Source organism: Actinomycetota bacterium, from assembly GCA_014360655.1.
Classification (GTDB): domain Bacteria; phylum Actinomycetota; class Geothermincolia; order Geothermincolales; family RBG-13-55-18; genus JACIXC01.
Genome location: JACIXC010000028.1, coordinates 1 through 13,525, shown reverse-complemented (window position 1 = coordinate 13,525; position 13,525 = coordinate 1). Strand labels below are relative to the sequence as shown.

Below are 13,525 nucleotides of genomic sequence, written 5' to 3'. Positions count from 1 at the left end.
GCTCAACGAGATCCTTTGCAGATGGAATTACGTGTACAATTACGTGAGACCACACCAGAGCCTGGGTTATCTCACCCCCATGGAGTTCCTGAAGGCGTGGATGGAGGAGAGCAAGGATAGGGATGGAGTGTTCACCATGTAGTGAACCAGCACAGGGGGTTTACAGGGCCGGAAAAGCGGATATAATTTAGTTTGGATTTGCAATTTCGGGTTATAAAATATAGGGACGATGGGGAAGCGTTGAACCGCGTCTCTTTGACCTGGTCACCTGGGATGCGGGGAGCGAGTGGTGAAACCGGCCCGATCGTGAGAGCGGTCGGGCTTTTGATTTAAAGGTTTCTTTTCGGATAGGGAAAGGATTCGATCGAGGCGGTATAGTGTGAGAACGCGAGCGCGGATAATGGGGTTAAATCTTCTGTTTTCGGATGCGAAATGCGAGAAACCGAGCGCGAGGGGAACGACTGTAGCCCCCGCGCAAGGCCCCCGGGGCAGGCTATGCATGCAGTGCATGTCGGCCGGAGAGGTGGACGGAAACGCGGGCGACAAGGGGGGATAAGGAGGCGAAAAAGACTTCAGGGCATGTCGGCACGGTGAAGACAGCCGATACATGACCGTAGATCAAAGCGAAAAGTGAGTGGGGGCAGCGGCCACTGCCCCCGGAGGTACACGCGAAGCCCTGCCAGGCCCTTGTGCACCCTGCTTTCATTATAGGCCCTGCGGAACGGCGGGAAAAGGATGTGGGGCAAAAGGGCTGAGGGTGGAAAGGAGGTGTTGAAAGCCCCGAGTTGTTTTTCGTATCGGATGGGCCCGGGCAGCCCGATCGGAGGGAAAGCAAGACGACAAGGAGGTATCGGCAATGAGGAAGATACTCATCGCGACGCTGGCCTTGGCCCTGGTGGCCACGCTGGCGGGCCTGGGTACCTTCGCGTGGTTCAGCGACACCGAGACGGTGGTGGGGACCTTCACCACGGGGACCATAAAACTCAAGGTGAATGAGCCCGCTGATTTACAATTCGCCATCGAGGACCTGAAGCCATGCGACTGGAAGACCCAGGAAGTGCAGCTGAAAAATATCGGATCCAACGAGGGTCCGGTATGGCTGCACATCGACGGGATAGACGGAGTGAACCCCGGACTTGCCAAGTACCTGGAGTTCGACCTCTCGAAGGGCGCCGAGGTGATCATCCATCCCGACGACAAGATGACCGTAAAGGACCTGCAGTCGGTGTCCATACCGCTGGGATGGCTTGATCCAGGGCAAGAGATGTACCTCGTGCTCAGCTTCCACCTGGCCGCGGACACGCCGAATGAAATGCAGGGCAAGTCCTGCACCGTCAACTTCGAGTTCATCATGACCGACCACAACGGCGGGCCTCCCACCAGCGGCATCATCCTGGAAAACAAAAAGGTAGAGAACAACGAATGGAAGCCCATCCTCGGCGACGGCATCTGGGGCATCTGCCGCTACAACGTGGGTAGCCTGAACCTCGACGTGGTGGCCAAGGGGCTCGAAGCGAATAAGTACTACCAGTTGAAGATCAACAGCCCGAGCAAGGGCCAGTCAGGGATAACCGAGGTGCAGCGCGTGGCCATGACCAGCGCCCTGGCCGCCAACAAGTACGATGGCAACAACCCGGGTGTTGCGCCCCCGTCTCCCTGGAACCAGTACGAGCGCGCTTATTACACGCCCGGCGCACCAACCACCCATTCTGGGGCGTACGTGGATGGAGACGAGGGCATCTATGCGTTCACACGCGATGGTTATCAGGGTACGGCTGGCTGGGATGTCGACGGTGCCGACCTGGCCGCTGGGGTAAAGGCCAGTTTCACGGGCATACCCTCCGGAGAATACAAGTACATCAAGTGCCTCATCTCTCTGGACGAGTCTCCGTGGACCTGCGTGCTCATGGAGAAGGACACGCCGCTCTTCTTCACCATCCCGTAAGTCATGGGATGCGAAGACATGGCGCGCGAAGGCGTGTGATGCGAACCTTGGATCCTCGGCCCGGGCGGTCGTCGCCCGGGCTGGGGATCATCAACACGAAGGATGGCGGGTGAAGATGCCGAGAAGGTCGTCGAGGAAGCTGATGATGTCCGCGGCATGTTTCTGCGCGGTCGCGGCCCTGGCGTTGACGGCCGTTATCCTTAACCTGGGGGCATCGCGCGCGTGCTCCGTCACCGTTTCATGCAGCCTCTTCGACCTGAAACTGCGGGACCAGGACGAGGGCTGGAGGGACGGGCTGCGCGACACCTGGTGCGCGGGCGACATGAAGCCGGGGGACGTGTACCCCTTCGAGTCCTCCTTCGTGCAGTTGAAACAGCTGGGCATCGTCTGCGCCGACCACGTGGAGATTGCCATGGATTACGCGCTGCGGGGAGGCTCGGGCGCGGTGGGCGCGGACGACATGGCGCGGAAGATGATCATCACCCGCTGCGAGTACTACACCCGGGACTGGAAGATAGACCTCCTCACCGGCGGCTGGAGCGGCTGCCCGCCGCGCCCGGACGGCTACCGGGCGGGGGATTGGACCATAGGCGACGCGGACGGGGACGGGAGGAAGACCTTCTACGATTTCCGGGCGGACCCGCTGGACGACCTCCCCCCGCCGCGTTACTGGCTACCGGACTGCTACGCCCCTTACATGAGATTGAGCGTGAAGTTCGCGGAGGAGGCGGGAAACGAGTACATGGGCGTGAGCCTGGACGTCATCGTCTCCTACACCCTCAACTCGTGCAGCGGGCAGTGAGGGAGCGCATGACAGGGGGGCATATGACAAGGGAGCATATGACAAGGGAGCGCATGACAAGGTCAAGGTTTTATATCGCGGTGTTGCTGGTGGCGGCGGTGGCCCTGACCGCCCGCTACCTGGTGCCGGTGCGCGCCTACTTCAGCGACACCGAGACGGTGAGGGGAGATATCTCCGCGGGCACCTGGGAAACGGGACCGCCGGTGAAGATATGCGGCGTCTGCCCCTGCTGGGGGCTGGCGGGAGCGTGCAGGTGGCCGGTCTTCATCTACGGGGAGGGCTTCAAGGGGGAGGCCACCGCGAAGCTGGTCAAGGGCCAGGTCACCCTGGTGGCGTCGAAGACCTGGGTGCTCAACGGTTTCACCGCCTACGCCGTCTTCGATCTGAGGTCGGCGGGCGAGGGCCTGTACGACGTCCGGCTCGACTTCGCCGACGGCAGGAGCGGGGTCCTCGGCGGGGCGTTCAGGGTGTTGTCCTGCGGCGCCTGCGGCTATGCGGCCGCGTCCATGGATTCCACGGGACCCGCGGTATACGCGTACGAGGCGAACGGCGTCGCGGGAAAGGGCGCATACGACGAGAGGGGGGAGTGGCTGGAGGAGGGCGCGTCGTTGGAGAAGGGAGCCGAGCCGGGCAACCGGGGTTCGCTCGCCCTGGTGGCGAGAAAGGGGCTGAAGCGCGAGGTCGCCCGGGCTTACGCCGTGGCCCCCGGGGTGCTCCTGGAGGGGCGCGTCATGAGGGGCAAGGGCAGGCAGGTCGCCGTGGTCTTCGACTTGAGGGGTGCGCCGCAGCGGGATTATGACGTGGTGCTCCTGGACCCGGGGGACTGGCCCCTGCTCCTGGAGGGGATGATCACCCCCGCTGACGTGAGGGCGGTGGAGGTGCCCAGGTCATCGCTGCCGTGGTTGCCCGCCGCGCCGCTCGAGGGGGGCGGGGAAGCGGAAACGGGCGGGGTTACGCCTTCGCCGGGCCGGGAGACGCCCCCCGCCGTGGAAGAGCCCCTGCCGGACGTGGTAGAGCCGCCCGCCGTGCAGGAGCCGCCACCGGCCAACGGCTCGGAGCCCTCGGTGGAGGGAGAACCCGCGATAAAGGCGATGCGGGAGGGCGAAACGGGTTTGTAGGAAGGGCTCGAGCCCTGCGGAACATACCTACCAGTATTATCCATCACTTCCTTGCGATTGGGGAATCGTGGGGTCACATCTTCAGGAATCGCGGGATCACATCTTCGATCTTCAATCGCGCGGGAATCGTGGGGTCACATCTTCGATCTTCAATCGCGGGGGAATCGTGGAGTCTCATCTTCGATCTTCAATCGCGGGGTCACATCTTCGATCTTCGGTTGCAACGCCGAATCAGGATAGAAAGTCATCGAGGCAAATCCCTCCGGCCCGGCCGGCCCGGCCAGCCCGGTCGTTTCCACGTGCAACCAGTTGTTATATCTCGCTATCCAAGGGTGAATTCCTCCGGCCCGGCCGGCACGGTCGTTTCGGGATTTCGGGTAGAGGAGTCGCTGCTTTGGATCAGGCGCTAAGATCAGGCGCTGAAGGGCTAAGGGCTCGAGGTGGAGCCTCATGAAAGGCGGGTAAGGCCTCATCGATCAAGAATGGGCACGCATGGGCATCGTGGGTCGAAGATCGAAGATGTGACCCCATGCGAATGGGTTTGCGAAGCGTGGACAGGGGTGGGTTGTCGCCATGCAGGCGGCCGTGCTATCCTTGGTAAGAGATCTTACATCTGACGTAGGAGGTAGGATAGTGTCGGAGGGGAAGGAAGTCCAGGTGAGGCTGCGACCCAAGCGGCAGTTGACGCTGCCGCCGGAGATATGCGCTTCCCTGTCCCTCGAACCGGGAGACCTGTTGGATCTGAAGGTGGAGGGGGACGCGCTCGTCGCCAGGCCCAAGAAGAAGAAGGCGCTGGTCGCGCTGGAGGAGATCCGGGCCTGCTTTGAAAGGTCCGGGATCAGCGAGGAGGAGCTGCTGAAAGCGGGAAGGAAGGCGCGGCGGAAGGCAGGCGGGGAGCGCGTCGGTGGGCGGTAACGGGCCGCGCGAGGCCGGGGTGCGTGCCTTCCTGGACAGCAACGTCTTCTTTTCCGGTTTCTATTCCCGTAAAGGTGCCCCCGGAAAGATCCTGGAGGAAGCGGCGGGGGGCAGCTTCCGCGTGGTGGTTTCCCGCCAGGTACTGGACGAGGTCGTTCGCACCCTGGCGGAGAAGCTGCCGGGAGCCCTGCCCTTCCTGAACGCATTCCTTGTGAACATCCCCTTGGAAGTCTGCACTGATCCCGGTCCCGGGGAAGTCGGCGCATGGGAGAAGGTGGTGGGCAGGGACGACGCGCCCATAGCCGCCGCGGCTCACGCGGCGGACGTGGATTTACTGGTGAGCGGGGACAGGCATTTCCTGGAAGCCAGGTCCCGGGCCGCCGGGAAGGGCTTGAGGATCACGTCCCCTGCCGGTTTCTTGCACGCGCTGGCGGAGAGGTCGCAACAAGAGCGACGGTAGGTGCGGCAGGGACGGCTGGAGCCATGACGCTGCCCATGCGTCTCTCTGCCGGATACGAGCGGAGCAAAGGGCTCTCGATGCAGGCCGGCCCGGGAATCCGATACTTCTCGCGATGTCGCAGACCGGTGGGGTCGCGGTCGGCCGGCGGCGGGCGCGGGAACCGGGTGGCGGGAAGGAACGGAAGGTGGACGGCGCGGGTGGCGGGAAGGAATGGAAGGCGGGAAGGAACGGGAGGCGGCCGGCGCGCAAGGCGGGGAGGAACGGAAGGCGGGGAGGAACGGAAGACAGCCGGCGTGAAAGGCGGGGAGGAACGGGAGGCGGGGAGGCGGCGCCGGAGGATATGGCGTACAATGAAGGTGTCCTGTTCGACGTGTGATGCGCGATGGCCGGAGCGGCTCCGCGTCTCGGCAAAGCGAGAGGCGGAAGGCGGGATCCGGCGGAAGGGTCCGCGGACGAAAAGGCCGCAAACGAAAGGGCGGCAAAGCAAGGGGCCGCAGGTGAAGAAACCGCAAGACATCTCCTCGCGAGGGGCAAGAACCGGGGTCATATTCCTCCTTGCGCTATTCCTGGCGCTCTGCGGCGGGCGGTACCTGCCCGCACGTGCCGGGGGAGTGGACCCGCGGGGTGGAGGCAGGGCGGAGGTCTCGGCGGCCGGGGCGCGGGGAGGAAGTCCGGAGGGAGCAGCGGAGGAAAGCCCGGGCATAGAGATCACTGCCGGAGGTGCCGGAAGCTTTCCCGGCGTCGACAGCATCGCGTGGGCAGCGGGGAGAGCGTGGGAGGAATCCCCGGGCGGAGAAGTCCCGGGAGGCGAACCCTGGTCCGATACGGTTTCCGGGACCGCAAACACAGAGGGAGCGGTGGGGGATAGCGGGGAGCCTTGCGCACCCGGGCAGGATCCCTACGCGCCCGGGCAGGGCCTCGGTGACGAAGGCCTGGAAGGCCTGGAAGGCCCGGAGAAAACAGGCGCTTCCGGCGAGGACGGCGGCGGGGACGCCTACGCGCTCGGGCAGGTGATCGTCAAGTTCCGTAAGGGGACCGCGGAGCAGCGGGCGCTTGAGTTCCTCCGCCAGTGCGGGGTAAAGGAGGTCCTCCGGGAGATAGGCGCGCGGGCGGGAGGTCTTTCGGAAGGCCTTGCGGGAACTCTTGCGGGGAACCCGGAAGCGGAACCGGCGGGAGCGGGCAAAGCGGAACCGGCGGCAGGTGGAGAAGGGGGCAAGGCGGAAAACGGCGCGGGAGAGGGAGCGGGGGGAACGGTGCGCCTCCTCGCCCTCGCGGACGGGGTCTCCGTCGAGGAGGGGCTGCGGGTCCTGCGCTTCTTCCCCTGGGTGGAGTACGCGGAGCCCGACTACCTGCGGAAGGCCGTCTACACCCCCAACGACACCTATTTCGGCAACCAGTGGGCCTACCACAACACCGGCCAGACTATCGGGGGACAGGTTGGCACCCCGGACGCGGACATGGACGCGGTGGAGGGGTGGGACGTCGAGCGGGGATTCACCAACCCCCCCACGGTGGCGGTGATCGACACGGGCACGGACCTCGCCCATCCCGACCTGCAGAACAAGCTGTGGGTGAACGCGGACGAGACGGCGGGCAACGGCGTGGACGACGACGGCAACGGCTACGTGGACGACCGCTACGGCTACAACTGGGCGGGCATCTCCCACCTCTACGAGAACAACTGGGCGTGGCGCCTGGGGTACGATGCGGACCGGCGCGCCTTCGCCCAGTCCATCAAGGGGACGGGAGCCTACCTCACCTCCGTCGGGATAAAGCTGCGCAAGACGGGAAGCCCCGCCCAGCCCATCACCGTCTCCGTGCGCAGCAGCCTGAACGGAGCCGACCTCGCCTCCGCGACCATCAATCCATCAGAGGTCTCATCCCTCCTCAAGATGGAGGTGACGAAGACCCTCTCCTCCGCCGTGCGCCTGACCGCCGGCGCCACCTATTACCTGGTCTTCTCCACGGCGCAGAACGACACTGCCAATTATTACCTGCTCTTCATGAACTACGACGACCCCGCGGATCCTAACCCGTGGTACGACCTCTACGCCGACGGGTGCGGCTGGCGCTGGCTCGCCTCCTCCTCGAGCTGGGAGCAGGGCAGCGGCTACGACTTCTACTTCCGCACCAACGCCAACCCCGTGCCCCGCGACGACGACGGGCATGGCACCCACTGCGCGGGCATCGTGGGCGCGGAGACGGGAAACGCCACCGGGGTGGCGGGTACCTGCCCCGGGGCGCGCGTCATGTCCCTCAAGGCGGGGGACTGCGTCGGCTCCTTCTATTCCTCCGACGTCATCGCCGCCCTGCGCTACGCCGCCGACAACGGCGCGGGGGTGATAAGCATGAGCTTCGGGGGGACGTCGTCTTCCTCGGCGGAGCAGGACGCCGTGAACTACGCCTACGGGAAGGGCGCGGTGCTCTGCGCCGCCGCCGGGAACGACGGAAACACCACCGTGAACTACCCCGCGGGATACGCCCACGTCATCGGGGTGGGGGCCACCGACAACCAGGACCAGGTGGCAACATTTTCCAATTACAACGCCAGCGTGGACCTCTCCGCCCCCGGGGTCTACATCGCCTCCACCTCGCCCACCTACCCGGTGGCGCTCACCTCTTACGGCATGCCCGCCAACTACTGCTACATGAGCGGCACCTCCATGGCCTCCCCCATGGCCGCGGGGGCGGCGGCCTTGCTGCGTTCCCGCAACCCCTCGCTGGGGAGCGACGCGGTGCAGCAGGCGCTGCAGGACGGGGCGGACGACAAGGGGGATGCGGGACGGGACGACCATTACGGGTGGGGGCGGGTGAACATATACCGCTCGCTGAGCCTGGTCGGGCCGACCCCCTCGCTCACCTCCCTCTCGCCCTCCTCGGGAAAGGTGGGGGCGCAGGTGACCCTGAACGGGAGCGGCTTCGGCGCCGCGCGGGGCTCGTCCCATGTCTCCTTCGGGACCGTGCAGGTCGCGGAGGGGGACTACGTCTCGTGGTCGGACACCCGCGTCGTGTGCCGCGTGCCCCCCATGGCGGCGGGATCCGTGCAGGTCACGGTGACCACGGGAGGGGGGACCTCAAACGGGCTCCCCTTCAACGTGCTGCCCTTCGTGGTGACCGCGACGGCATCCGGCGTGGGGGGTTCCGTGAGCCCGCCCTCCCAGAACGTCTCCTACGGGGGCACGGCCACGGTGAACATCAGCCCGCTGGCGGGTTACGGCATCGCGTCCATCACCGACAACGGGGAGGCGAAGCCGGTCGCCAACCCCTATTATGTTCACAACGTGGACCGCGACCACGCCGTCACCGTCACCTTCGCCGCGAACACCTACACCATCGCCTGCGCGGTGGATCCCTCCGGGTCGGGGTCGGTGACGGGGGCGGGGGCCTACGCGCACGGCTCCACGGTGCGCCTGGAAGCATCTGCCAACGCGGGCTGGCGCTTCGTGGAATGGAGGGAGGGCGGCGGCGTGGTGTCCACCTCCGCCGTCTACACCTTCACCGCCGAGCGCGACCGCTCGCTCGTGGCGCGCTTCGCGGCCGTGGTCGTCCCCGCCGCCGCCTTCTACTTCGCGGAGGGCACCTGCCGCCCCGGCTACACCCCCTACCTCTGCGTGCAGAACCCCAACGGGACGGCGGCCACCGTCAGGATCACCTACATGCTGGGGAACGGCAGGACGCAGGTATACTCCATAAGCGTCCCCGCCAACTCCCGCGCCACCGTGCCCGTGAAGGCCCACCTGGGGGAGGGGGAGGACGAGGCCCACGACTTCTCTTGCAAGGTGGAGTGCGTAAACGGCCTGCAGATCGTGGCCGAGCGTCCCCTCTACTTCAACCGGGGAGGGGTGAGCGGAGGCCACGACGTGGTGGGGGCCACCTCCCCCGCCGCCGCCTTCTGCTTCGCGGAGGGCACCTGCCGCCCCGGCTACACCCCCTACCTCTGCGTGCAGAACCCCAACGGGACGGCGGCCACCGTCAGGATCACCTACATGCTGGGGAACGGCAGGACGCAGGTATACTCCATAAGCGTCCCCGCCAACTCCCGCGCCACCGTGCCCGTGAAGGCCCACCTGGGGGAGGGGGAGGACGAGGCCCACGACTTCTCTTGCAAGGTGGAGTGCGTAAACGGCCTGCAGATCGTAGCCGAGCGCCCCGTCTACTTCAACCGGGGAGGGGTGAGCGGAGGCCACGACGTGGTGGGCTATTCGCCCTGAACGGAATCACGCGGAGAGTGACCCCACTTTCCACTTACCATGATGCGCATATGATATAATCTCATCAGCTACTTGTGCCTTTTAGAAAAGGGGGTCATACAAAGCAACCCCGAGGGCCGTATCGGGAAATCCGTACACGGGCATAGGGGAATCGCCCTCGCCGGGAAACCGGCAATATGCCGCCAATCCCTCCCACGCTGATCGCACAAGCGGTTGATGTTTCCTTTTCGATGCTTGAAAGATGGAAATAAATGGAAATATATCGTGAGTACGCGAAGCTGACGGAAAGGAGTTCGGAAATGCTGTCCTTGCGTCCGAAAAGACCTGTAGCGAGACGTGCGATGCGCCGTTCTCTCGCGGTGATGACGATGGCGGCCGCCTGCCTTGCGCTGGTGTTCTGTTTCCCGGCCGCGGCCGCGGAGGTTTCGGGGGCGGAGGCGGGGGGCCCGGACGGCTTTCGGCCGGCGACACTCCCCCCATGGTACCTGGCGGAGGGCTCCACCTACGGGGGGATGGAGACCTGGGTGGTGGTGCAGAACCCCAACCCGACCCCGGTCACCGTGGATATCACTTTCAATACCAACGAGGGGAAGAAGGACGGGCCCCAGGGCTTCCCCGTCCCAGCCCAGTCCCGCCGGTCCTTTTTCCTGAACAGCCTGGTCCCCAACATGAAGGACGTCTCCACCCAGGTTGTCGCCAGCGGCGGGCAAGTGGTCTGCGAGAGGGCGGTCTACGGGCCGGGAAAGGCCTGGGCTCACGAATCCATCGGCTCGAGATTTGCCGGCGCCCAGTGGCACCTGGCGGAGGGCTCCACCTACGGGGGCATGGAGACCTGGGTGGTGATACAGAACCCCAACGATTACCAAGCCGTGGTGGACGTGAGCTTCATTACCGGGGAGGGAAAGGTGGACGGGCCCCAGGATTTCCCCATACCCGCCAACTCACGCAAGTCATTGCTCCTGAACAGCCTGGTGCCCAACATGAAGGACGTCTCCACCTCCGTGCAATGCGGCACCGGGTTCGTGGTCTGCGAACGCTCCGTTTACGGACCGGGAAAGACGTGGGCCCACGAGTCTATAGGCTTCTCTAATCCCCAAGCCTCGTGGTACCTGGCGGAGGGCTCCACCTACGGGGGGATGGAGACCTGGGTGGTGGTGATGAACCCCACCCACCTCCAGGCCATCGCGGATGTCACCTTTCATACCAACGAGGGGAAGGTGGACGGTCCCCAGGACTTCCCCATCCCCGCCTACTCCCGGCGTTCCTTCCTCCTGAACACCCTGGTCCCCAACATGAAGGACGTCTCCACCAAGGTAGTCACCACGGGCTCGTCCGTGGTCTGCGAGCGCGCCGTTTACGGGCCGGGAAAGGCCTGGGCCCAGGGGTCCGTCGGTACGTTTCTATATAACGTCAATTGGTACCTGGCGGAGGGCTCCACCTACGGGGGGATGGAGACCTGGGTGGTGGTGCAGAACCCGGACTGCGTGGCGGCCACCGTGGACCTCACCTTTTACACGGAGAACGGGAAGGTGGACGGCCCCCAGGACTTCCCCATCCCCGCCTACTCCCGGCGTTCCTTCCTCCTGAACACCCTGGTCCCCAACATGAAGGACGTCTCCACCCGGGTTGTCTGCGACACCGGCGTCGTGGTCTGCGAGCGGGCCGTCTACGGGCCGGGCAAGGCCTGGGCCCACGGTTCCGTGGGTTACGGTGGCACGCTGTAGGGATGGAATGATGCCTGTGAGAAAGGGCAGGGAGGCAGGAAAGCAAAGCGGCAAAGCGGAAGGCGGCAAAGCGGCAAGGCAATAGGAGCGGTAAAGGAGAGGCAAGCAATAGGGATTGCAATAAGCGCGGCGACCTCGGGTATCTTTTCCGTGGATCGCGGACGCGAAAGTATGGCCTCGTTTGATGCCCGGAACATGAACGAGGCCTGATACCGGATATGTCTGAAGGAAAGGCAAACCGAGCAAGAAAAAAGGGGTTTAAGATGTCGACCTTGCATCTACGGGGACGCGGCTTGGGCGGTAGCATTTACCGTTCTTTCGCGGTGATACTGCTCATCGGCGCCTGCCTTGCGCTGGTGTTCTGCTTCCCGGTCACGGCCGCGGAGGTTTCGGGGGCGGAGGCGGGGGGCTCGGACGGCTTTCGGCAGGCAACCGCCAACCTGTGGTACCTGGCGGAGGGCACCACCTACGGGGGCATGGAGACCTGGGTGGTGGTGCAGAACCCCAACGCGACTCAGGTCACCGTGGACCTCACCTTCTACACGGAGAACGGGAAGGTGGACGGCCCCCAGGACTTCCCCGTCCCCGCCCAGTCCCGCCGGTCCTTTTTCCTGAACACCCTGGTCCCCAACATGAAGGACGTCTCCACCAAGGTAGTCACCACGGGCTCGTCCGTGGTCTGCGAGCGCGCCGTTTACGGGCCGGGAAAGGCCTGGGCCCAGGGGTCCGTCGGCCATTTCGATCAGAGGGGAGTAATATCGGAGCCTGTCGCCCATATCACGGAACAGCACGGGGTCAACGCCTTGGGGTCGAGTGCGGGATCTGCCCGGCCCAAGAGGGGCGAAATCCGGCTGAGACCATTCTTACTCCGCCGGCAATGAACGAGGAAGGCCTGCTTTACGCCGGGCTTCGGGCGGATCGTAATAGCATATTGGGGTCGGACCGTGAAGATGTCCAGACCGCAGCCGTGTCCAGAGCCATATTTCCGGCCAACCCCGGATGCCGCGAACATCTAAATGCTATAATCGATGCCGTGGAGGTGATGCGGTTGTTGCTGGGGAAGGAAATCCTGGAAAGGCGCGGGAAAGGGCTGCAATCGGAGCTGGAAAGAGCCGTTGCCAAACTGAAGGAGTTGGGGGCCGAACGAATAATTCTCATCGGTTCAATGGCTCGGGGAGTCGTTAATCCCTATGGCGACATCGACTTATTGGTGGTGATGCGCACGCAGGAGCGTTTCCTCGACCGACTGAGAACGGCCTATCTTTCCATCCAGCCATCGGTGGCCATGGACATCCTGGTATACACACCCGAGGAATTCGAGGATATGAAGGAGACCAACCCCTTCCTGGTACAGGCCCTGAAGGAAGGGAGGGTTCTTCATGCAGCCTGATCCGAGAAGGGAATACGAGCGGTGGATAAGGCAAGCAAGGCACGATCTGGATGATGCAGAGTTCAACGCACAGGGGGGCCGCTACCACCTGGCATGTTTCCTCTCCCAGCAGGCTGCCGAGAAAGCGATCAAAGCCTATCTTTATCTACAGGGCCACCAGGTGGTGTGGGGACACTCGGCTGCCGAGCTTGTCGGGGACGCTGCCACGGGTGACATGGAGTTTGCCGCCCTGAAGGACAGGGCATCCCTTCTGGACCGTTTCTACATCCCCACTCGCTATCCCAATGGACTTCCCGGCGGCATACCCTCTGAAGCCTTCAACGCCAAGGATGCGGAGGAAGCTGTCCGGGCAGCGGGAGAGATCATCACTTTTGTTTTGCGGAAAGGCAGTCCTCAGGCATGAACGAGGCCCGACCCGAAAACATATCTGTTCCCTAAATACTCAGTCATGAACGCGGACGCGATGTTTGGGGTCACATCTTCAATCTTCGGTTGCTCGATCCTTGGGGATTAACCGGGTTTAGGGTCACATCTTCGATCTTCGGTAGCTCAATCCTTGGGGATTAACCGGGTTTAGGGATCACTCGGAATCACCCGGGTCCGCATCCTCGCCCTTCCGGCACGGGGATGGCGCACCCGTGCCGCCGTAGCTGGACGGGGGACATTCCCTCGCCCTTCCGGAACGAGGTTGCTTCGCTGATGCTTGGTACTAGTATACGGGAGGGACCACCCGGGTCCGCATCCTCGCCCTTCCGGCACGGGGTTGCCTGGCCGTGACGGGCCAGGCGGAACAGGCGTTCATTCATCGCGATAGATCATGATAGCGCGGAAAAGGCATAAGGGGCCGAAGATCGAAGATGTGACCCCACTTCCGAAACGTGCTTGAAAGAAGGGTGCCAAACGGCATAACTGTAGAGGTGACCCTACGACCGATCCCGTGATCGATCTGCTATAATGCAC

General features: G+C 64.0%; 12 protein-coding genes and 1 riboswitch. All 12 genes read left to right on the top strand.

The features are described 5' to 3' along the window. A partial coding sequence (locus tag H5T73_12635) for a transposase (protein ID MBC7248608.1) occupies positions 1-142 on the top strand: 142 nt, incomplete at its 5' end. A gap of 82 nt (positions 143-224) precedes the next feature. Further along, a riboswitch (cyclic di-GMP riboswitch) is annotated at positions 225-310 on the top strand. Between the two features lie 546 nt (positions 311-856). Next, positions 857-1,945 (top strand): hypothetical protein, encoded by a 1,089-nt coding sequence (locus H5T73_12630; protein MBC7248607.1) that lies wholly within the window; start codon positions 857-859, stop codon positions 1,943-1,945. Positions 1,946-2,054: 109 nt separating this feature from the next. After that, the gene (locus H5T73_12625) at positions 2,055-2,747 is read left to right on the top strand and encodes a hypothetical protein (GenBank protein MBC7248606.1); all 693 of its coding nucleotides are present in this window, start codon (positions 2,055-2,057) and stop codon (positions 2,745-2,747) included. Between the two features lie 53 nt (positions 2,748-2,800). Next, positions 2,801-3,865 carry a hypothetical protein gene (locus H5T73_12620; GenBank protein MBC7248605.1) on the top strand — a complete coding sequence of 355 codons (1,065 nt, stop codon included), beginning with the start codon at positions 2,801-2,803 and terminating at the stop codon, positions 3,863-3,865. A 633-nt stretch (positions 3,866-4,498) separates the two neighbouring features. Next, positions 4,499-4,780 (top strand): AbrB/MazE/SpoVT family DNA-binding domain-containing protein, encoded by a 282-nt coding sequence (locus H5T73_12615; protein MBC7248604.1) that lies wholly within the window; start codon positions 4,499-4,501, stop codon positions 4,778-4,780. After that, a complete protein-coding gene (locus H5T73_12610; GenBank protein MBC7248603.1) occupies positions 4,770-5,240 on the top strand; it encodes a PIN domain-containing protein in 471 nt (156 codons plus the stop codon). Before H5T73_12615 ends, H5T73_12610 begins: the two co-directional genes overlap by 11 nt. 184 nt (positions 5,241-5,424) lie before the next feature. After that, positions 5,425-5,616 carry a hypothetical protein gene (locus tag H5T73_12605; GenBank protein MBC7248602.1) on the top strand — a complete coding sequence of 64 codons (192 nt, stop codon included), beginning with the start codon at positions 5,425-5,427 and terminating at the stop codon, positions 5,614-5,616. 121 nt (positions 5,617-5,737) lie between these two features. Beyond that, positions 5,738-9,451 (top strand): S8 family serine peptidase, encoded by a 3,714-nt coding sequence (locus H5T73_12600; protein MBC7248601.1) that lies wholly within the window; start codon positions 5,738-5,740, stop codon positions 9,449-9,451. A 362-nt stretch (positions 9,452-9,813) separates the two neighbouring features. Then, complete coding sequence (locus tag H5T73_12595) at positions 9,814-11,175, top strand: hypothetical protein (protein MBC7248600.1); 1,362 nt, start codon at positions 9,814-9,816, stop codon at positions 11,173-11,175. Positions 11,176-11,468: 293 nt separating this feature from the next. Then, positions 11,469-12,056, top strand: coding sequence for a hypothetical protein (locus H5T73_12590; GenBank protein ID MBC7248599.1), 588 nt, complete (start codon positions 11,469-11,471; stop codon positions 12,054-12,056). Beyond that, positions 12,053-12,565 carry a nucleotidyltransferase domain-containing protein gene (locus H5T73_12585; protein MBC7248598.1) on the top strand — a complete coding sequence of 171 codons (513 nt, stop codon included), beginning with the start codon at positions 12,053-12,055 and terminating at the stop codon, positions 12,563-12,565. The genes H5T73_12590 and H5T73_12585 overlap by 4 nt, the downstream gene beginning before the upstream one ends. After that, positions 12,555-12,968 carry a HEPN domain-containing protein gene (locus tag H5T73_12580; GenBank protein MBC7248597.1) on the top strand — a complete coding sequence of 138 codons (414 nt, stop codon included), beginning with the start codon at positions 12,555-12,557 and terminating at the stop codon, positions 12,966-12,968. The genes H5T73_12585 and H5T73_12580 overlap by 11 nt, the downstream gene beginning before the upstream one ends. Positions 12,969-13,525 lie beyond the last annotated feature (557 nt).

Excerpts from the sequence above, each read along its gene's own strand:
- H5T73_12630 (MBC7248607.1), top strand. The coding sequence starts at position 857 with ATGAGGAAGATACTCATCGCGACGCTGGCCTTGGCCCTGGTGGCCACG.
- H5T73_12620 (MBC7248605.1), top strand. The coding sequence starts at position 2,801 with ATGACAAGGTCAAGGTTTTATATCGCGGTGTTGCTGGTGGCGGCGGTG.
- H5T73_12595 (MBC7248600.1), top strand. The coding sequence starts at position 9,814 with ATGACGATGGCGGCCGCCTGCCTTGCGCTGGTGTTCTGTTTCCCGGCC.
- H5T73_12585 (MBC7248598.1), top strand. The coding sequence starts at position 12,053 with ATGAACGAGGAAGGCCTGCTTTACGCCGGGCTTCGGGCGGATCGTAAT.
- H5T73_12580 (MBC7248597.1), top strand. The coding sequence starts at position 12,555 with ATGCAGCCTGATCCGAGAAGGGAATACGAGCGGTGGATAAGGCAAGCA.